This window comes from Paenarthrobacter sp. Z7-10 (genome assembly GCF_026932795.1).
Lineage (GTDB): Bacteria > Actinomycetota > Actinomycetes > Actinomycetales > Micrococcaceae > Arthrobacter_M.
On the sequence record NZ_JADPVH010000001.1, the window covers coordinates 1 to 18,699 of the forward strand.

The window sequence follows — 18,699 nt, forward strand, 5'->3', positions numbered from 1 at the left end:
GGAAGCAAATGGCCCGCGAGCACACCAACATCCAAAAGCTGACGCTGACCATCATCAATACCCTGCATGAATCCAGTCTTCCGCAATCCCGGGAAACCGTTCGAAGGCGCGCCTTAACGCCCCCGATTAATCAGCACCGTCCTAGGCGAGGGGGCCCTAGGCGAGGGGGCGCTAGGGCGAGGAAGGGGGCCGGAGGGGTGTGGGGTGGCCAGCCTCAGCGCGGCAGGACGGTCAGCAGGCGGAACCGCTCCAGCACAGTCTCGGTAGCGTCGTTTACGGTGAATCCGGGATCGCCCATCGCTTCGCGCATCTCGGGACTGTGCCAGTAATCCTCGTGGTCAGCCCGCCACTCGGCGATGCTGCGGTGACCCTCGCCCTCATCCAGGACGTGCTGCAGGTCAACCTGTCCCAACGGCCTGACGTCCACGGCCGTCACCTCCAGTATCGCCACGTCCCGGCCTTGGGAGTCGATCACCACAGCTCGTTCGCCCACGACAGGCAGTTCCTCGCCGCAGACTATATAATCGGCCACCAACCCTGTGGTGCTGGTCTTGACACCGGCCAGGATGGCAGCAACAAGCTTGTCGCGAAGCGGCCCGGGAAATCCAAATTCCGCCTTGGGAAGCCGTGTGAGGTCCTGATCTGAGTAGTCTTCGCTCATGGGTAAACAGTATCGGGAGCCACGCATGAGACGTGCGCTACGTTTGTTGCCAGGCAGCGGTGAACGGTGGTTCACTGGGTGAACACTCGTTCACCATCCACGTCGTTCCGGAGGCTATTCCGTGCCCGCGCACTCGGCTAAAACTGCCACCCGCAGACCCACCCGCAGACCCACCGGCCTGATCATCGCCATCCTCTGCCTCTCCGGCACAGTGGTGGCGCTGCAGCAAACCATGGTCATTCCGCTACTGCCGGACTTCCCCAAGATCCTGGGCACGAGTCCGGACAATGTGTCCTGGCTGGTTACGGTGACGCTGCTGACCAGCGCGGTGGCCACGCCGATCGTCTCCCGACTGGCAGACATGTTCGGCAAGCGCCGAATGATGATCGTTGCCATGGTGATGATGGTGATCGGTTCCATCATCGCCGCCTCCGGCGGAAACTTCCTTACCCTGGTGGTGGGCCGGGCGTTCCAGGGCTTCGCCGCCTCGCTGATTCCGGTGGGGATCAGCATCATGCGCGACGAGCTGCCCAAGGAAAAGGTCGCCTCCGCCGTCGCCCTGATGAGTGCCACGCTGGGCATCGGCAGCGCGCTGGGCCTGCCGCTGTCCGGCGTTATCTACGAATCCCTGGGCTGGCAGGCCATCTTCTGGCTCTCCGCCGTCGTCGGCATCGCGCTGATCGTGGTAGTGCTCGCCGTCGTGCCCGAATCAGAAGTGCGCACCCGCGGAAGGTTCGACTTCCTCGGCGCGGCCATGCTCTCGGTGGCCCTCACCACGCTGCTGCTGGCGATTTCCAAGGGCGGCAGCTGGGGCTGGACGAGTGAGCCCGTCATCCTGCTGTTCATCACTACCGCCGTGGTGCTGGCCGTCTGGTTCCCGTTCGAACTGCGCGTCAGCCAGCCCATGGTGGACCTGCGCACGTCCGCCCGGCGGCCGGTGCTGCTGACCAACATCGCCTCTATTCTGGTGGGCTTTTCGATGTACGCCAATATGCTCTCCACCACCCAGCAGCTCCAGATGCCGAAGATTTCCGGCTATGGCTTCGGGCTGAGCGTGATCGTGGCAGGGCTCAGCATGGTTCCCTCCGGATTGGCGATGGTGGCGCTGGCCCCGATTTCTGCCGGGATCACGAAGCGGTTCGGCGCCAAAACCACGCTGATCATCGGCGCTCTGGTCCTGGCCGTGTCCTATGTGGCACGGGTGTTCCTGACCAGTGAGGTCTGGATGATCATTGTTGGTGCGATGGCGGTCAGCATGGGCACCGCGATCGCCTATGCGGCCATGCCGACCCTGATCATGCGTTCGGTACCGATTACGGAAACCGCCTCGGCGAACGGGCTCAACTCACTGCTGCGCGCGGTGGGTACGTCCACCGCATCCGCCACCGTGGCGGCCGTTCTGACCTCTGTCACGATGAATTACTCCGGCGTGACCCTGCCGACGCTGGATGCCTTCAAGGACATTTTCTGGTTCGCTGCGATTGCCGCACTGCTCTCAATTGGGGTCACGGTTTTCATTCCGAAGCTGCGTCCGGCAGTCATTGGGGGCCCCGCGCATACGGCAGCCGTGGTTGGGCCGCCGGTCGGGGAGCCGGTTCCCGCCGACGGTTCGGGCATGGCTGGAGTCAGGGCAGGAGCGGAGGCCACAGCAGGCACGACGACGGCGGGTGCAGGGTCCGCGGACACGCTGACGGGTGGCTCCGCGGCCGCGGCCACGACGGCGGCTGCAGGCTCCGCGCGCACGACGGGCGCGCTTTCGACGGTGGACGAGTCAAAGGGCAAGGCGGCAAAGCCGGCTGGCGTGCCGATGCCCGATGCCGCCGTCGCCGCCGTCGCAGCGCCCATCAGCACCTCTGCCGTCGGCCGCCACGAAGTGGTGGTTCGCGGAACGGTGGTTGGGGCCAGCCTGGGCCAGCACCGCCCCATCCGGAACGCTGTAGTGAGCGTGATGCATACGGATGGTGAGCCGGTCGACTGGAGCCGCGGTGACAATGACGGCAACTATTCACTGGTACTACCCGGTCCTGCACGTTATTTGGTGGTCTCCAGCGCGGATGGCTGGGCTCCGAAATCCCAGGTTCTGGAATTCAGCGATCCCGCCGGTCACCAACAGATCCTGCTGACCGAACGGCTCACGCTCTCGGGCCGGATCCGCGGTGATGGCCGTGCCCTGGAAAACGCCCTTGTCACCTTAACGAAACCAACTGGTGAGTTCCTGAACTGCACCTACAGCAATGCCGGGGGCCGGTTCGAGCTGCCGCTGCCCTCCGCCGGGCGCTACATCCTCAGCACGCTGGATCCGACCGGGCAGCATGCCCAGGCCCGGCAGATCCTGCTCGCGTCCCAATCCGCCGTCGTCGATTTTGACGCCCTGCAAGCGGAACCGCTGCAAGCGGACGCACCGCAATCCGACCCCCTGCAGGCCGACCCCACGGTCGCGCCGCCTGCCCACGCCGCGGCCTCAGCGTTGGCGGAACCATGATCGAGAATGCAACCCGCAGCGCCATCATTGGAGCGGGCCGCGAGCTCTTCGGCGAGCGCGGTTACACGGCCGTCACCATCAAGGATGTGGCCGCCCGTGCCGGATTCTCCCCGGCTATGGTGATGAAGGTGATGGGCAGCAAGGCCGATCTGTACGCGGTCTCGGCTCCCCCTGCCCCCGTCATGGACGACGGTGGCGGCGCGGATGAACCGGTGGGGTATCAACTCGTGCGCCGGCTCATTGCCCGCCGCGACAACGGCGAAGCCGAACCTTGGGCAATGGCCCCGCTGCTGATCCAGCAGGCGCCGGACCCCGAGTCCACCCGCACCGAGCTGCGCCTGAAGTACGTCGGCTCCATTGCCCGGCGGATCGGCGATGCGTCCCTGGACCAGCGCCGGGCCAACCTGGTGGTGTGCCTGCTGCTGGGACTGGGCGCCGGCATCCGTACCTTTGGGCTGCTCGGCACCGACGAGGCCGACGGCGAAGGCCTGATCCGCGAGTACGGCGCGCTGGTACAGGCGGTCGTCGACGCCGACTGATCCGGTGTGACAGGCGATCCGGGACGCCGGCTGTTCCGCAACAGGCGCACAAGGCGCACAAGGCGCCCCTGTCTCTGTACGGGACGGTCGCGGGCAGGATCGGCAGCCAGACGAAACTCTATGCCAGCCGAATCACGAGGTCCGCCGCCGGCCGGGAGCGCAGGACCTGCCGGGCATTGTGCTCATCCGATCCCTCGGCCATGGCTTGGGCCGCCGGGACGCTTTTCCCGAACTGGACGTGCCGGGCCGCCAGACGCTGCACGCGGACCGTGTCATCGGCTTCGAGGAACCAGCTTTCATCCAGCAACGTGCGGATATTCTTCCAGCCGGGTTCGGTGGAAAGCAGGTAGTTGCCTTCAGTGATGACGACCGGGATCTCCCGGGGAACGGGGATCAGCGCCGCTATCGGCTCTTCAATGTCCCGCCCGAATCCAGGCGCGTAGGTGACGGCTTCCCTCCGGTCGCGCAGGCGTTGCAGCAAATGGAGATACCCGTCGACATCGAAGGTGTCGATCGCCCCCCGGCGTTGCATTTGCCCGGGATCCGAAAGAACAGCGGTCGGAAGGTGAAAGCCGTCCATGGGCACGACGATGGCGGTCTCCTTGCCCAACTCTGCGGCGAGGTCCTCGGCAATGGTGGATTTTCCGGCCCCCGGAGCCCCGGTAATTCCCACCAGCACCCGTCCTCCGGGCTTCGGCAGGCTCCGGAGACGTTGGCAAAGAACGGTCAGGTCGTCCACAACAGTCAGCGTTTCCTGCCCAGCTTCGTCGATCATGATCCCATTGTCCGCTGGACGGAGCCATGTCAGCGCCGATCCCTCGCCCTCGACCAGGTCCGCGAGTGCGGCGTTAAAGCGCGCACCGTAGTCGGCGGTGATGTGCGTCCGAAACGCTTCCTCGTCGCCGTATATTTCGAAAACAACATATTCGCGCGGATTGGCCTCGCGCACGTAGGGGCTGAAGAGCACGTTCCCGCGCTCCTGCCGTACCTGCCGCGTCAGTTCCCGCATGAGCTCCGCCACCCGATGCTCGCAGCCCTGCTTCACCGTAAATTCGGCGTACAGGGTTTTTCTCACGGCGTTACCTCCGCAGGGTGTGGGGTGTTGTCTGTTGCGGGCTCGTCCGAGTGGGGGATCTGAAGCAGGGCGCCGTGGCTGCGGCAGGTTGCTGCGGCCACCGCCATGGCGGAGGTAAGCAGGTCCATCCATAAGAGGCTTGTGGCGGGTATTTCTGCCAGCAGATCCTTGACAGTGGAGGCCAAGGTGGCGTCCCCGGCCCCCATGGTATCGATCACGGGCCCCGGCAGCACGGCCACGGGCTGGCTTATCCGCAGCCCGGCAGCCGTTGCGATAAAGGCCCCGGCGGATCCGGTCGTGGCCAGAACGTGTCCCGCCCCGGCCAGCAGAAGGGCATCGGCCATCGCTGTTGCATCCGCCGCGCCAAGCAGCACCGCATCTTCCTCACTGATTTTCGTCAGCAGCGACCGGGCGGCTATCCGTTCAAAGTTCGAGGTGAACGCCCGGGCGTCCCGGAGCAATGCCGGCCGGGGATTTGGATCCACGATCAGGCGTGACCTGGGCTCGGGGACCGCCGCTTCCAGTTGCGCCACCTGTCCCGGATTGTCGAAAGGAAAGGAACTGATGACGACGACGTCGGCCGCGGCCAGGGCCTGCTGTTCGGCTTCGCCGTACTGCACCTCACGGCGAACCGCCGCAGGATTAAAGCTGTAGCTTGGCTCTCCGTTGATCCGACGGGAGACAGCCCGCGACGTTCCCAGTTCACCGATGGTGGCCAGCAGGGAGACATGGTGGTCCTGCAGGAATGCTCGGATCGAGCGTCCGCCATTGTCATCGCCGATGACCGCAATCAGGGTGACGGCAATGCCCAGTCTCGCCAGGCCAACGGCGACGTTCAGGCCGGCACCTTCCACATAGTCGATGGATCCATGTGGAGAATCGATCTCATCGATCAGGGCATCGCCTATTACGACAGCTGAGCAGGAGGGCATAGGGGGTCCTTCATAGTTTCGTCCGGAGGTACGCTGGGTGATTTTTGCCGCACGCTTACTGCTTCAGCTACTGCTGCGGCCGAAGCTCCCCGGATCCGCGCTGGATCAGTTCGGAGGGAACGGTGTAAGTTATGGCCTTGCTCTGGTCACCATCGATGCGGGCCAGAATACGTTGGGCTGCCAGAGTCCCAAGCCGCTCCGGATGCTGGGCCACAACTGTGACGCCGGGGTCCAGCAGGTCGAAGAGGGAATAGTCATCAAAACCCACCAGTGCCACCCGATGGTTCGCGCCGCGGTCACGCAGCGCGCGGATGACGCCGAGGGTGACAAGGTTCTGACTGGAAAAAACCGCCGTGGGAGGCTCTTCGGAAGACAGCAGTTCGATGGTCGCCCGGTAGGCCGATTCCTCGTTGTGCAGACCTTCCACGACGGGCAGGCCGGCGGTTGCGACTCCGGCGTGTCCCAACTCCTTCATGAAACCGTCCCGCCGCAGCTTCGCCGTCTGGATATCGGGGCGGTCGCCCAAATATGCCAGCCGTCGATGGCCGTGGGCCAGAAGATGGCGCGCGGCTCCCGCTGCACCCTCGGTATTGTCCGTCATGACAGTGTCGGCTTCGATACCCACCGGCTCGCGGTCGATGAAAACCAATGGCAGGTTTCGATTTATTTCGGGCAGCAGGTACGCCTGGCTTTTAGCGGCGGTGGTCAGGATAAGACCATCGACGCGACGGCGCAGAAAAGTGCTCACCAATGGTCTTTCGCGTTCCGCTTCGTCATCCAGGCTGGAGGCAAAGACTGCTATTCCACGCACGATGGCTGCATCTTCAATGGCTCTGTGGATTTCCGCGCTGAAGGGGTTTGACACGCTTGCCAGCAGGAGACCCAAGGACAGGGTCTGGCGTCCGGTGCGGCGCAGGCTGCCAGCAGCCATGTCCAACTGGTAGTTCAGCTGACGGGTAGCCTCCAGCACCTTTTGCTGGGTCGCCTCAGAGACGCCCGGTTCTTTGTTCATGACCCGGGAAACGGTCTTAATGCCCACACCTGCCAAGGCGGCTACGTGCTTCATGGTGGGCCGCCGATCAGGCTGGGCGGAGTCAGACTGATAACGGTCGGACATCGTTGTCACGATTGTGCTCCTTGTCACTATTTGTTCTTGACTCTACCGGGTGATCTTGGTTACATGGTAACTGACAACGTTGTCAGGCCAAAGAGCCGCAGACACTTTTTAGGAGATTCAATGTTGAGTTCCACCTTTCGGATTACACCCGCGAAGCGCATGCTCGCCGTCAGTGCGGCTCTGACGATCGGCGCCCTGTCTTTGACCGCCTGCAGCGATCCTTCAACCGCCGGTTCCGGGTCAGGTTCCGGCGCCGCCGGCGGCCCCATCGGTGTTTCCCTGATCGTGAAGACCACGACGAACCCGTACTTTGTCGCGATGGAAGATGCCGCTAAAACCCAGGCAGCCAAAGACGGCGTCAAGCTGACTCTGGCCGCGGGGAAAAAGGACGGCGACGCGACCACGCAAATCCAAGCCATTGAAGACTCCATCTCACGTGGTGACAAGGGGATCCTCATCACCCCGACGGACGACACCGTTAATTCCGCCATTTCCAAGGCTCGAAAAGCCGGCCTGCTGGTCATCGCCCTGGACACTGCTCCGAATCCAGCCGACGCCGTGGATATCACGTTCGCCACCGACAACCGGGCCGCGGGCGTAGCCATCGGAAAGTACGCTGCAGCCAAGCTCGACGGTAAAAAGGCCGTTATCGGCATGGTGGACCTGTTCAGCAACCAGGTGGCCAGCGTCGACTACGACCGCGACCAGGGGTTCCTTGCCGGCCTGGGCATCGAACTCAATGACAAGAACAAGAACGGCGACGAAGCCCAAACGGGCAAGTACACCGGAGGCAAGGGCGGGGAGTACGAAATCGCCGGCAACCAGGCATCCAACGGTGACCAGGCCGACGGCCGCACCGCGATGGAAACCCTGCTGTCCAAGAACCCGAACATCAACCTCGTCTACGCCATCAACGAACCCGCCGCGTATGGCGCCTACCAGGCACTCCAGGCCGCCGGGAAGGAAAAGAGCGCGATGATCGTCACCATTGACGGCGGATGTACCGGGGTCAAGGAAGTCAATCAAGGCATCTTTGCGGCCACCAGTCAGCAGTACCCGTCGAAAATGGCTCAGCTCGGCATGGACGCCATCGTCAAGCTCGCCAAAACCGGTGAAAAGCCTGCGGTGACCGCCGGCCTGGACTTCTTCAACACCGGTTCCAAGCTGGTGACGGACAACGCCGTCGCGGGCCTGCCGAGCATCACCAGCGCCGAGGGCGCCAAGGTCTGCTGGGGCAAGTAGCTTCCCGTTCCTACTGTTGCCGGTGCCACCCACCCGGCCGGCACCGGCAACAACCATCACCACAACCGAGAAATGAACACAGCCGTTCAGGAGATACCGTGAGCCACCAAACAACCGAAGCCAGCCCACCCGCCGCTCAACCGGACCTCGCGGTCGAATTCCTGGACCGCCGCACTCCCGTCGACCGCGCCCGGCAGGCCCTGCATAAATATCCGGCCCTGAGCCCTGGCATCGTCATCATACTTGCCATCATCGTCTTCGGCTTGCTGAACCCCCGCTTCTTCTACGCCAACAACCTCTCGCTCGTCTCCCAACAGGTAGCCGTGGTGGGAACCCTGGCCATCGCCCAGACGCTCGTCATCCTGACCGCCGGCATCGATTTGTCCGTCGGCGCCATCATGGTCCTCGCCTCCATGGTGATGGCACAACTGGCCAGCCACAATGGCGTTCCCGCCCCCATTGCCCTCCTTCTGGGCCTCGTGGTCGCCCTCGCCGCCGGTGCGCTCAACGGCATCCTGGTGACCAGGCTCAAACTTCCGCCCTTCATCGTTACCCTTGGAACGTTGAGCATCTTCATCGCACTGACCCTGCTGTACTCCAACAGTGCCTCCGTTACCGGCCAGGACATCCCCGGCCTCATCACCGGCACCGGCAACACCTTCAAAATTGGTGGCGTGAACTTCACCTACGGTGTCGTCATGATGCTGCTGCTTTACATCGTGATGGCCTTCATCCTCAACTCCACGGCCTGGGGCAGGCACGTCTACACCGTCGGTGACGACAAGGAAGCAGCCAGGCTCTCCGGCATCCGGGTAAACCGGGTACTCATGAGCGTCTACGTCGCCGCCGGAGCAATCATCGCCGTCGGCTCCTGGATCCAGATTGGGCGTGCGGATGCCGCAAGCCCCAACGCCGGAACCGACATAAACCTCGACACCATCACCGCCGTCGTCATCGGCGGTACCAGCCTCTTCGGCGGGCGCGGCAACATCTGGGGATCCCTGCTCGGCGCCCTCATCGTCGGCGTTTTCCGCAACGGCCTCGCGCTGGCCGGCCTTGACGTGCTCTACCAAACCCTCGCCGTCGGCGTTCTCATCATCGTGGCCGTCTCGGTCGACCAGTGGATCCGAAAGGTACGCAAATGACCACCGCGAACATCCTGGGCCCCGAAAGCCCCGCGCAAACCCGTCAACCGGTCCTGCAGGCCAGGAACCTGGTCAAGACCTACGGCCGCGTCGTTGGACTCGACGGCGTCAGCCTCGAGCTGTACCCGGGCGAGGTCCTGGCCATCATCGGCGACAACGGCGCCGGCAAATCGACCCTGGTCAAATGCCTGACCGGAGCCGAGGTGCCCGATCAGGGCGAAATCCTCCTCGACGGACAGACCGTGCGCTTCAGGCGCCCCCAGGATGCCCACGAGGCAGGCATCGAAACGGTTTACCAGTCCTTGGCTGTTTCTCCCGCTCTGGACGTCGCCTCCAATCTGTACCTCGGACGCGAAAGGCGCAAAGCGGGCATCCTCGGCTCCGTCTTCCGCATGATGGACAAGAAAGGCATGCGCAAGGAGGCCGAGGAAGGCCTGCGTAACCTCGGTATCTCGACCCTCCAGGACGTGACGGTCCCGGTGGAAAACCTCTCAGGGGGGCAACGCCAAGCTGTGGCCGTCGCCCGCGCCGCAGCCTTCGGCTCCAAAGTCGTCGTCCTCGACGAACCGACCGCCGCCCTGGGCGTACGCGAATCCAACCAAGTCCTCCAACTCGTACGTACGCTGCGTGAGCGGGGAATCCCCGTCATCCTGATCAGCCACAATATGCCGCACGTCTTTGAAGTCGCTGACCGCATTCATATTCAACGCCTCGGAAAGTGCGCCGGGACCATCACCCCGCAATCGCACACCATGACCGAGGCCGTTGCCATCATGACCGGCGCCCGGAAGGTGGACGAAAAGGGCGCATAGAGTCAGGCTGAACCACCGGAAGGCTCGAACCCACCACCACGAGGAGAACGAATGCCAGTCCTGGACAGATTCAGCATGGTGGGACAAACCGCCGTAGTTACCGGCGCAACCCGCGGACTGGGCCGCGCCTTTGCGGGTGCACTCGCCGAGGCAGGGGCCAACATTGTCATCGTTGGCCGGGACGCGGCCGCGGCCGCCGAGGTTGAAGCCGAGGTTGCGGCCATTGGCGTTCGGGCCCTGACCGTCCTGGCCGACGTCAGCATACGTTCCGATCTCGAAGCGGTTCTGACTCGGACAAAAGAAGCGTTCGGCCGCGCCGACGTGCTGGTCAATAACGCCGGTACCTGCATCCACCGACCGGCACTTGAGGTGACTGACGACGATTGGCGTGCCGTCATGAACGTCAACCTTGACGGGGTATGGATGGCCAGCCAAGTCTTCGGCCGGCACATGATCGAAGCCGGCGGCGGATCGATCGTCAACATTGGATCCATGTCCGCTTCCATCGTCAACCGGCCACAGTGGCAACCGGCCTACAATGCATCCAAAGCAGCCGTTCACCACCTCACCCGCAGCCTTGCCGCGGAATGGGCGCCCTTGAACGTACGCGTCAACGCCTTGGCTCCCGGCTACATGCACACCGATATGTCCCCCATTGACGAACCGCAGTTCCACCGGCACTGGATCGAGGACACGCCCCAACAAAGAGCCGGCGAGCCTGATGAGCTCGGACCCGCGGTGGTCTTCCTGGCCAGCCGCGCGTCCAGTTTCATGACAGGTTCCGTTCTGACGGTCGACGGCGGCTACAGCATCTACTGACAGCCGCGGCAGCAGGATCAGCAGCGTGAGCAGCCTGCTGCCAAGGAAGGAACGTCCACCCTGGCGGCCAGCTCGCCCGAAGCGGAGTCGGAGGCGGTCGATCGACCCTTTAACGGCTGCTGAAAACAACCCTGCCCTGCGGGTTTTCCAGCGTCAGCGATCGTTGATCCGTGGAGTAGGTTAGTGGCATTTTGAGGTAGTTGGCTGTCCACTCGCGATATTCAGCCGCCTGCCCGGCGCATACTTCGTGGTCTCGGCCATTCCCGACGGGGCGGGCGTGGGAACTCCGGCGGCGAGGGTAACCTGACATTGAGAGCGCCGCAAGGCATGCCGACAATCGGGGCGACGGACACGCACGGAATCTTGTCACGAGCCGAAACCGTTCCGTAATTCTTGGTAACAAGATTGTTGCAATGCCGTGACGGGAGGGACCATGGCATGTCGGAGCGCGTTCGGAGCTGTAATGTCCGAAGTCCGGCAGCCAATAGATGGGCCGGGCATCGCAGCGGAGCGTCAAGGGGAACCGTCATGTACAAAGAAGCGATAGTGAACGATTTGCTGATCTATGGGGGAACGCTGCTGATAGCAGTGGCGATGTTCGCGTTAATCATCTTCGCCTTTGTGTCCGTCCTGCTGGTTGCCCTCAGCGCCAGGCTGGTGCAGTGGTCACTGGTGCGGCTGACAGTCAGGCTGTACCGGAGATGGCGTTCCGGTCAGGTTGCGCGTACTGCCATCCCGTCGCTGGTACCCGAACGCCAGGTTCAGCAGGTGGCCCGCTTCGCGGATTCGCTTTTGGGCTGACGGACCAGTGGCGCGGTGGCGCGGTGGCGCGGTGGCGCTAAGGTGGGCATAAAGACGCCGCCGTAGAACTGGAAGGATGTCCATGCCGGATACCGCACTCCCATCCGAACCGCCGCCGCCCGCATCCAGCTCAGTGGGCCCGCCCAGCCCGGAAAGCCAGCCCGGCACACCGGGCCCGCCCGGCTTGGAAAGCCAGCCCCGCCTGTCCCGAAACATCCTCGTTACCGGCGCCACCGGCTATATAGGAGGCCGCTTGGTGCCCCGGCTCGTCGCCGCCGGACACCGGGTCAAGGTCTTTGTCCGCAGTCCCCAGAAGCTCGGGGCAGTCCCGTGGCGGGAGGATGTGGAGATCATCCGCGGGGACCTCGATGACGCTGCCGCATTGGAGCAGGCCTGCCAGGGAATCGATGTTGTCTACTATCTGGTCCATTCGATGGGCGGCAGCAGCGACTTCGAGAAGCGTGAAGCCGCGATGGCCCACACCGTTGCCGATGCCTGCGGGAAGGCAGGGGTGGCGCGGATTGTGTATCTGGGTGGCCTGCACCCGCAGAACGTTGAGCTCTCACCGCACATGCGCTCCCGCGCGGCGGTCGGACAGATCCTGCTCGAGGCCAAGGTTGACGCCATGGTGCTGCAGGCCGGCGTGGTGATTGGCTCCGGGTCCGCTTCCTTTGAAATGATCCGGCATCTGGCCGACGTGCTGCCGGTGATGCCGGCCCCGAGATGGGTGCGGAACCGGATAGAGCCGATCGCCATCCGCGACGTGCTCTACTACCTGGTGGCCGCCGCGTCGGTCCCGGGTCGAGTGAACAAGAGTTTCGATATTGGCTCCCGGGAGGTGATGCCGTACGCGCAGCTGATGAAGATTTACGCACTGGAGGCAGGGCTGGGGAACCGGCTCGTTTTCCCGTTCCCGCTGCCCGTCCCCCGGCTTGCGGGTTACTGGGTGGCGCTGGTGACGCCCATTCCGCTGTCCATGTCGCGGCCGCTGGTGCAGTCGCTCCAGCACGATGCGGTGGGCGGTGAACGCGGGATCGACGATTACATTCGGCAGCCCCCGGGCGGTCCCACCGGATTCCGCAGTGCGGTCCGTTTGGCACTGGAGAAGGAAAAGACGGGCGACGTCGTAACCTCCTGGGCGGGCGCCGGCGGGTTTGGGCCGGAGGCGGATCCGCTGCCCAGCGATCCGGACTGGGCCGGGCATACCGTTTACACGGACGATCGTTCCCGGCACTATGAGGTGGATCCGGCCCGGATGTGGAAAGTCATTGAGGGGATCGGCGGACGCAGCGGCTGGTACTCACTGCCGCTGGCCTGGTCCATCCGCGGCTGGATGGACAAGCTGGTGGGCGGCACAGGCTTGACCCGGGGCCGGCGCAATCCGGACCGGCTGTCCGTCGGGGACTCGCTGGATTGGTGGCGGGTGGAGAAGATAGACCGCGGGCAGTTACTCCTGCTCCGCGCCGAGATGCGGGCGCCCGGCCGGGCTTGGCTTGAATTTTCCGTGCAGCCGGACGGTACCGGCAGCTTGTACCGGCAACGGGCCATTTTCTTCCCCAAGGGCCTCTCCGGCCGGCTCTACTGGCTGGCGGTACTTCCTTTCCACGCCTTCATTTTCCCCGCCATGTCGCGCAACATCGCCGCCGAAGCCCAGCAAAGGGCGCGGGAACGGGCCCCTGAGCGCGGCGACGACTGACGGCGGCGACTGACTCAGCGCTGTTGGCGCAGCGCAGTTAGCCCAGCGCGTTAGTCCAGCTCCCGCCCGCTGCTGCTTCCGAGCTTCGCCAGGACGCCGGCCGCGAGAGCGGTGCGCTGCATCATCCCATCGATGCTGATCCATTCGCTGCGGGCGTGCGCGCCGCCGCCAACAGCGCCCAGGCCGTCCAGTACGGGCAGTCCCAAGGCGGCGGCGAAGTTTCCGTCGCTGGCGCCGCCCACTGAAGTCTCCTGGAGCTCAAAGCCGAGTTCGAGAGCCACGGAGCTGGCCAGCGAAAAAAGCCCTGCCGTGGCGGAGGAGCGCTCCATAACGGGACGGTTCCACCCCCCCACTGACGGTGATTTCTGCCCGCGGATTATGCGGCGCAAGACCTGCGAACACGGCGTCCACACGGCGCATCTCATCGTCGCTTGCAACTCTGACGTCGACATCCGCCGTCGCGCGCCCGGCCTTCACGTTGGTTCGAGTTCCCGCTTTCAAAATGCCAACGTTGAGGCTGGTTCCTCTGTCGAGGTCCGCCGCACCATGTAGGTCAAGAACGACACGGGAGATTTCGTCGATTGCACTGGCACCGGCTTCGGGGTCAAGTCCGGCATGCGCCTCCTCGCCGATGGCGTCAACGCGGAAAATGCCTACTCCCTTGCGGGCGGTTTTCACGGCTCCATTGGAGCTGGCCTCGAACACGAGCACGGAGCTGCCGCGCACCACTTCCTCTTCAATCACGGCACGGGACGCGGGGCTGCCGATCTCCTCGTCCCCGTTGAGCACCAGGCGAAGACTGGGACGCGGAAGGCGCAGGACCTCGCAGGCTTTCAGGGCCCACACCAGTTGGACCAGCCCACCCTTCATATCGAAGGCGCCAGGGCCGGAAAAGTTGTCACCCTGGATACTGGCTGGCCACCCGGCGAGGGTGCCGGCGGACCACACCGTGTCGTAATGGCACAGGGCCGTCACCCAGTCGTCCCCGCCGGGCGCCGGGTAGTCAACTACCAGGGTATCCCCGCGCTCTCCCCCATCCACCCGTCGTCGGGCGGCGGGTTTCCCAAGTCGTTCGGTCAGCCAGCCCTCCAACCAGGTCAGGGCGGCACCCAAAAGCGGCTTGTCATCAGAAGGGGACTCCAGGCTCACGTAATGGGTGAGATCGCTGAGAATCTCCTGTCGATGTTCGTCGATCCAGGCCGGGAGGCCGGTGAGGCTGTGCATGGCATCTGCTTCCGTGTGGTGGCTTTCGGGGCCGGTTTTGTGGCCAACGTTCGGGGCCGGGACTCAGGTCCGGTCAGAGGTTCGGTCTCCGGCCCGGTCTGAGGTCAGGGCCTGTGCGTCTGCGCCATCGATCTGGGCCGCGTCCCGGCGCAGGGACCGCACCGCAAGCTGTGCCAGCAGCAATGCCCCGTCCGGCAGGACGGTGTCCGAGAATTGGGCGCGCGCGCTGTGGTTGGAGGGCGCATGGACATAGTCCGGCTCGGGACAGGCACCGAGCATGAGGTAACAGCCCGGCACCTCGGCCAGCACCCGGGAGAAGTCCTCGCCTCCGGCGCGGGGGAACGCCAACGGCTGGTAGCGCTCGGTGCCGAACACGTCGCTCGCCACCTCGGCAGCGAAGTTGGCGCGGTCAGCGTCGTTAATGGTGACCGGGTAGCCATCGGTGTAGACAGCTTCGGCTTCGAGGCCGAAACCGGCCGCCACCCGTTCGCAGAGCTGGACCGATTCGCTGCGGATGCGGTCCTGGGCGGCCATGGAGAAGGTGCGCACGGTGGCATCGAAGGTGGCGTGGCCGGGAATGATGTTTGCCGCCGTGCCCGCGTGGAAGGCCCCCACCGAGATGACAATCGGATCGAAGACGTTGAAGCGGCGCGTGACAAGGGTTTGGAGATTTCCCACCAGCTCGGCCGCAACACTGATGGGATCGCGGGAGAGATGCGGGGTGGAGCCGTGTCCGCCGGCGCCGCGGATGGTTACGTGCAGCGTGTCCGTGGCCGCCATCAACGTTCCGGGACGCGTGCTGAATACCCCCAGGGGAAACGTGTTCGCCTGCACGTGCATCCCGTACGCCGAGGAAACCCGCTGGCCCGCGGCATCCAACACGCCCTCGGCAATCATTTTGGCTGCTCCGTCGTGGCCCTCTTCACCGGGCTGGAACATGAAGACGATGTCCCCGGCCAGCTCCGCCCGGTGGCTGGCCAGCAGCCGCGCGGCGCCCACCAGCATGGTGGTGTGGAGATCATGCCCGCAGGCCTGCATGACGCCCGGGATCTGGCTGGCGAACTCGAGGTCCGTTTCTTCGGTGACGGGAAGGGCGTCCATGTCCGCGCGCAGGAGGACCGCCGGGCCCGGAGCGCCTCCGCGCAGCACGGCAGTCACGGACGACAAGTCCGTTCCCGTCCTGATCTCCAGTCCCAGTCCCTCCAGCGCCCGCAGCACTGCCGCTTGGGTCAACGGAAGGTTGAGGCCCACCTCGGGGTGCCGGTGCAGTTCATGCCGAAGCTCTGCCAGAGCCGGCGCGAGCTGCCGGGCCTGACCTGAAAGTATCCCGTCAAATGACAAAGCGGTCCCCATCCTGTTTTACTGCCAATAAGCAAAGCCGGGCTTGGACCGGCCGGGCAACCCGGCCGGCCCGGATCATGTTCTAGCCGCGGACCTTCACGCCACCCTTGTAGACCGAGGCAATATTGGACTTGAAGGCCGACAGATCGAACGGGTCCCCCGACACGACCACCATGTCGGCCAACTTCCCCGGGGCGAGGGTGCCGACGTCGTCCCCCATGCCCAGCAGATCCGCCGCCGACGACGTGCTGGCCGCCAGCACCTGCTGCGGCGTCATGCCGCCGGCTTCCATCATGGCAAGCTCATCGAGGTTGGCCCCGTGCGGTCCCACGCCGGTGTCTGTTCCCATCGCCACCTTCACACCGGCGTTCACAGCCCGGGCGAACGAGTCCAAATGGGCCGCGATGACATCGCGGGCCTTGCGCAGGGATTCGGCCGGAATTTTTGCCCCGCCGGCGACGGCGTTCAATACCGCCTGCGGCGCCGACAGGGTCGGAACCAGCCAGGTTCCGGCCTCAATCATCATGGAAATAGCCTCGTCGTCCAGGTAAATTCCGTGCTCGATGGAGCGGATTCCCGCCCTGACCGCGTTCTTGATGCCGTCCGTGCTTTGGGCGTGGGCCATCACGCCGCGTCCGGCCGCCGTAGCCTCCGCAACGAGCGCCGCCAGCTCGTCATCACGGAAATGGGCGTGCCGGGGGTCATCGCGGGGCGACAGGACACCGCCTGAGGTGCAGACCTTGATGACCTGAGCACCAACGCGCACCAGCTCGCGCACCTTCCGACGCATCTCCTCAGGTCCGTCAACAATGCCGGAAGGCCGCCCCGGGTGCGGGATCTGGTGTCCGATCTCGAACCCGGACGGCATCCAGCCATCACTGTGGCCGCCGGTCTGACTGAGGATACTGACCGCAATCTGCATCCGTGGTCCCTCGATGAGGCCGTCCTCAACCGCCAGTTGCATGCCAGCATCGGTTCCGCCGGCATCCCTGACGGTTGTGATGCCGCAATCCAAGGTGGCCGCCATGTTGTGGATCGCCTGATAGAACGGATAGGAAAAGGGTCGTTCCAACCCGGTCATGGTGTCCAGATCGCTCATGGTCAGGTGCACGTGGCAGTCGATCAGTCCTGGGAGCAGCGTGGAACCGGTAATGTCCACCTCCTCGTCACCGCGGAGGTTCTCGCCGACGGCGGTGATCCTGCCTTCGCTGATGGCGACGTCGGCTTGGACGGGCATGCTCCCGGTCCCGTCAAAGACGTTCCCGTGGCGGAAAACTGTGGTGCTCATGTGCGGCTCCTGAACCATTGCGGTGAACTGATTATGTCTGTGGCTGTTAATGGGTGGCTGTTAATGGGTGGCCGTTCCTGGCGAGGCCGTATCTGCTGGGCCCGTCCGGTTGGCTTGTCCGGTGGGCCTGCCGGGTGAGCCTGTCAACCGCCCGCCAACTGGATCAGCGTGTCGAGCAGGACGTTGGCGCCGTTCTCCACATCTTCCCAGGAGGTGTTTTCTTCGGGGCAGTGGCTGCGTCCCTCGATGCTGGGCACGAAGATCATGCCGGTCGGGACAAGAGGAGCCAGGTTCTGGGAGTCGTGCCCTGCTCCGGAGGGCATCGACACTGACGAAAGTCCCCGGGCCGCGGCCCTGGCCGCAATAATTTTTTGGACACCCCGATCCAGCGGCGCCGGCGGAATGGATTCCTCCAAATCAATGCCGACCTGCAGACCGTACTGAGCCGCGATGTTCCGAGCCGTGTCGCGGATGGCGGCCTCAAGCGCCTCCACCTGGCCCTGCTCCGGATGGCGGAAGTCAACACTCACCTGCGCCGACTCGGGAATGACATTGGCGCTCCCCGGCCGAACGCTGACCATGCCGCACGTGATGACCGCGCGATCGCTGATCCGCGCGGCAATCTCCGGCAGCGCGACGACGAACGCGCCGGCTGCGACCAGCGCATCCCGACGCTGGCTCATGGGCGTGGTGCCGGCGTGGTCGGCCCGGCCCAGGAACGTCACAACTCCGCCGCCGAGCCCAACAATGCCACTCACCACACCGATCTGGATTCCCTGCTCTTCCAGCGTCGGTCCCTGCTCGATGTGCAGCTCGACGGTGGCATGCAAAGCACCGGGATCGATCCTGGTCTGCGCCGCCGCGTCAAGGTCGCCGCCCGCCGCGGTGAAGGTGTCCACGAAACGGTCCCCGTCCCTGCCGACCATGGCTTCGAGCTCAGCCCGCGAAAACCCGCGGGCCAAGGCACTGGAGCCGAGCAGGTGGGCGTAGCTGCCCTCCTCGTCCGTGTACATGATGGCGCACACCGGGCGTTGTAGCTCGATCCCCTCCTCGTGGATGCGGCGCAGGCACTCGAGCGCTGCCAGGGCGCCGAGAGCGCCGTCGAACTGGCCCCCGTTGGGCACCGTGTCCAGGTGCGAGCCGGACCAGACCGCAGGCCGGGCGGCGATCTCCGCAGCGACGGCGGGCGAGGAAACGATCAGGTTTCCCACGCCGTCCTGCCGCACGGACAGTCCGGCCTCCGCGCAGCGGGCCAGATACCAGCCGCGGGCCTCGGTGTCCGCCGCCGAGAACGAGGTGCGGTTGATGCCGCCGGCTTCCACACGTCCGATACACCCGAGGTCCGTGAGGTCGGCAATCAGCCGCGGTGCATTTACCGACAATACGGGCGCCGTCACCGGCGGGCTCCGCTGCGGTAGGAGGACCAAGTACCAGAATTCATAATTCCCCTTCGGTCTTTTGCCGGGTGGCGTACATGAGCCGCCACGCTTTGCTCAAACGGGTTGTTCTTCACACTACTGTTTGT

Annotated in this window: 17 protein-coding genes; 8 read left to right on the top strand and 9 right to left on the bottom strand. The window is 64.5% G+C overall.

Going from position 1 to position 18,699, the window contains the following annotated elements:
• Positions 1-214: 214 nt before the first annotated feature.
• Positions 215-661 carry an ASCH domain-containing protein gene (locus tag IV498_RS00005; RefSeq protein WP_269044507.1) on the bottom strand — a complete coding sequence of 149 codons (447 nt, stop codon included), beginning with the start codon at positions 659-661 and terminating at the stop codon, positions 215-217.
• Positions 662-782: 121 nt separating this feature from the next.
• Between IV498_RS00005 and IV498_RS00010 the strand changes: the two genes are divergently transcribed.
• Positions 783-3,143 carry an MFS transporter gene (locus IV498_RS00010; RefSeq protein WP_269044508.1) on the top strand — a complete coding sequence of 787 codons (2,361 nt, stop codon included), beginning with the start codon at positions 783-785 and terminating at the stop codon, positions 3,141-3,143.
• On the top strand, positions 3,140-3,682 hold the full coding sequence (locus IV498_RS00015) for a TetR/AcrR family transcriptional regulator (protein ID WP_269044509.1): 543 nt from the start codon (positions 3,140-3,142) through the stop codon (positions 3,680-3,682). Before IV498_RS00010 ends, IV498_RS00015 begins: the two co-directional genes overlap by 4 nt.
• A gap of 118 nt (positions 3,683-3,800) precedes the next feature.
• Here IV498_RS00015 and IV498_RS00020 read toward each other — a convergent pair whose 3' ends face one another.
• From IV498_RS00020 to IV498_RS00030, 3 genes are all read right to left on the bottom strand, one after another.
• Positions 3,801-4,757, bottom strand: coding sequence for a nucleoside/nucleotide kinase family protein (locus tag IV498_RS00020; RefSeq protein ID WP_269044511.1), 957 nt, complete (start codon positions 4,755-4,757; stop codon positions 3,801-3,803).
• On the bottom strand, positions 4,754-5,689 hold the full coding sequence (locus tag IV498_RS00025) for a carbohydrate kinase family protein (RefSeq protein WP_269044513.1): 936 nt from the start codon (positions 5,687-5,689) through the stop codon (positions 4,754-4,756). The genes IV498_RS00020 and IV498_RS00025 overlap by 4 nt, the downstream gene beginning before the upstream one ends.
• 67 nt (positions 5,690-5,756) lie before the next feature.
• Positions 5,757-6,755 carry a LacI family DNA-binding transcriptional regulator gene (locus tag IV498_RS00030; RefSeq protein ID WP_269044639.1) on the bottom strand — a complete coding sequence of 333 codons (999 nt, stop codon included), beginning with the start codon at positions 6,753-6,755 and terminating at the stop codon, positions 5,757-5,759.
• A 171-nt stretch (positions 6,756-6,926) separates the two neighbouring features.
• On the opposite strand from IV498_RS00030, the gene IV498_RS00035 reads away from it, so the two are divergent.
• The 6 genes from IV498_RS00035 to IV498_RS00060 all read left to right on the top strand — a co-directional run bounded on the left by IV498_RS00035 (position 6,927) and on the right by IV498_RS00060 (position 13,321).
• The gene (locus IV498_RS00035) at positions 6,927-8,048 is read left to right on the top strand and encodes a substrate-binding domain-containing protein (protein WP_269044514.1); all 1,122 of its coding nucleotides are present in this window, start codon (positions 6,927-6,929) and stop codon (positions 8,046-8,048) included.
• Between the two features lie 98 nt (positions 8,049-8,146).
• Positions 8,147-9,193, top strand: coding sequence for an ABC transporter permease (locus IV498_RS00040; protein WP_269044515.1), 1,047 nt, complete (start codon positions 8,147-8,149; stop codon positions 9,191-9,193).
• Complete coding sequence (locus tag IV498_RS00045) at positions 9,190-10,005, top strand: ATP-binding cassette domain-containing protein (RefSeq protein WP_269044516.1); 816 nt, start codon at positions 9,190-9,192, stop codon at positions 10,003-10,005. The genes IV498_RS00040 and IV498_RS00045 overlap by 4 nt, the downstream gene beginning before the upstream one ends.
• A gap of 51 nt (positions 10,006-10,056) precedes the next feature.
• Complete coding sequence (locus IV498_RS00050; RefSeq protein ID WP_269044517.1) at positions 10,057-10,824, top strand: SDR family NAD(P)-dependent oxidoreductase; 768 nt, start codon at positions 10,057-10,059, stop codon at positions 10,822-10,824.
• 546 nt (positions 10,825-11,370) lie between these two features.
• Positions 11,371-11,625 carry a hypothetical protein gene (locus IV498_RS00055; protein WP_269044518.1) on the top strand — a complete coding sequence of 85 codons (255 nt, stop codon included), beginning with the start codon at positions 11,371-11,373 and terminating at the stop codon, positions 11,623-11,625.
• Positions 11,626-11,707: 82 nt separating this feature from the next.
• Entirely contained in the window at positions 11,708-13,321 is a 1,614-nt protein-coding gene (locus IV498_RS00060) for an SDR family oxidoreductase (RefSeq protein WP_269044519.1), read from the top strand.
• 50 nt (positions 13,322-13,371) lie between these two features.
• Here IV498_RS00060 and IV498_RS00065 read toward each other — a convergent pair whose 3' ends face one another.
• The 5 genes from IV498_RS00065 to IV498_RS00085 form a co-directional block, all read right to left on the bottom strand.
• Positions 13,372-13,602 carry a hypothetical protein gene (locus IV498_RS00065; RefSeq protein ID WP_269044520.1) on the bottom strand — a complete coding sequence of 77 codons (231 nt, stop codon included), beginning with the start codon at positions 13,600-13,602 and terminating at the stop codon, positions 13,372-13,374.
• Entirely contained in the window at positions 13,580-14,545 is a 966-nt protein-coding gene (locus IV498_RS00070; RefSeq protein ID WP_269044521.1) for a M20/M25/M40 family metallo-hydrolase, read from the bottom strand. Before IV498_RS00070 ends, IV498_RS00065 begins: the two co-directional genes overlap by 23 nt.
• Positions 14,546-14,608: 63 nt before the next feature.
• On the bottom strand, positions 14,609-15,898 hold the full coding sequence (locus IV498_RS00075; RefSeq protein WP_269044522.1) for a M20 metallopeptidase family protein: 1,290 nt from the start codon (positions 15,896-15,898) through the stop codon (positions 14,609-14,611).
• A 70-nt stretch (positions 15,899-15,968) separates the two neighbouring features.
• Positions 15,969-17,174 (bottom strand): metal-dependent hydrolase family protein, encoded by a 1,206-nt coding sequence (locus IV498_RS00080; RefSeq protein ID WP_269044523.1) that lies wholly within the window; start codon positions 17,172-17,174, stop codon positions 15,969-15,971.
• Between the two features lie 143 nt (positions 17,175-17,317).
• Positions 17,318-18,571: a Zn-dependent hydrolase gene (locus IV498_RS00085; protein ID WP_269044524.1), complete on the bottom strand. Its 1,254-nt coding sequence runs from the start codon at positions 18,569-18,571 to the stop codon at positions 17,318-17,320.
• Between the last annotated feature and the right edge of the window lie 128 nt (positions 18,572-18,699).

What these genes read in the sequence shown, in the direction of transcription:
- IV498_RS00005 (WP_269044507.1), bottom strand. Translation starts at nt 661, where the DNA reads ATGAGCGAAGACTACTCAGATCAGGACCTCACACGGCTTCCCAAGGCG.
- IV498_RS00015 (WP_269044509.1), top strand. Translation starts at nt 3,140, where the DNA reads ATGATCGAGAATGCAACCCGCAGCGCCATCATTGGAGCGGGCCGCGAG.
- IV498_RS00025 (WP_269044513.1), bottom strand. Translation starts at nt 5,689, where the DNA reads ATGCCCTCCTGCTCAGCTGTCGTAATAGGCGATGCCCTGATCGATGAG.
- IV498_RS00030 (WP_269044639.1), bottom strand. Translation starts at nt 6,755, where the DNA reads ATGAAGCACGTAGCCGCCTTGGCAGGTGTGGGCATTAAGACCGTTTCC.
- IV498_RS00035 (WP_269044514.1), top strand. Translation starts at nt 6,927, where the DNA reads ATGTTGAGTTCCACCTTTCGGATTACACCCGCGAAGCGCATGCTCGCC.
- IV498_RS00045 (WP_269044516.1), top strand. Translation starts at nt 9,190, where the DNA reads ATGACCACCGCGAACATCCTGGGCCCCGAAAGCCCCGCGCAAACCCGT.
- IV498_RS00050 (WP_269044517.1), top strand. Translation starts at nt 10,057, where the DNA reads ATGCCAGTCCTGGACAGATTCAGCATGGTGGGACAAACCGCCGTAGTT.
- IV498_RS00060 (WP_269044519.1), top strand. Translation starts at nt 11,708, where the DNA reads ATGCCGGATACCGCACTCCCATCCGAACCGCCGCCGCCCGCATCCAGC.
- IV498_RS00070 (WP_269044521.1), bottom strand. Translation starts at nt 14,545, where the DNA reads ATGCACAGCCTCACCGGCCTCCCGGCCTGGATCGACGAACATCGACAG.
- IV498_RS00075 (WP_269044522.1), bottom strand. Translation starts at nt 15,898, where the DNA reads ATGGGGACCGCTTTGTCATTTGACGGGATACTTTCAGGTCAGGCCCGG.
- IV498_RS00080 (WP_269044523.1), bottom strand. Translation starts at nt 17,174, where the DNA reads ATGAGCACCACAGTTTTCCGCCACGGGAACGTCTTTGACGGGACCGGG.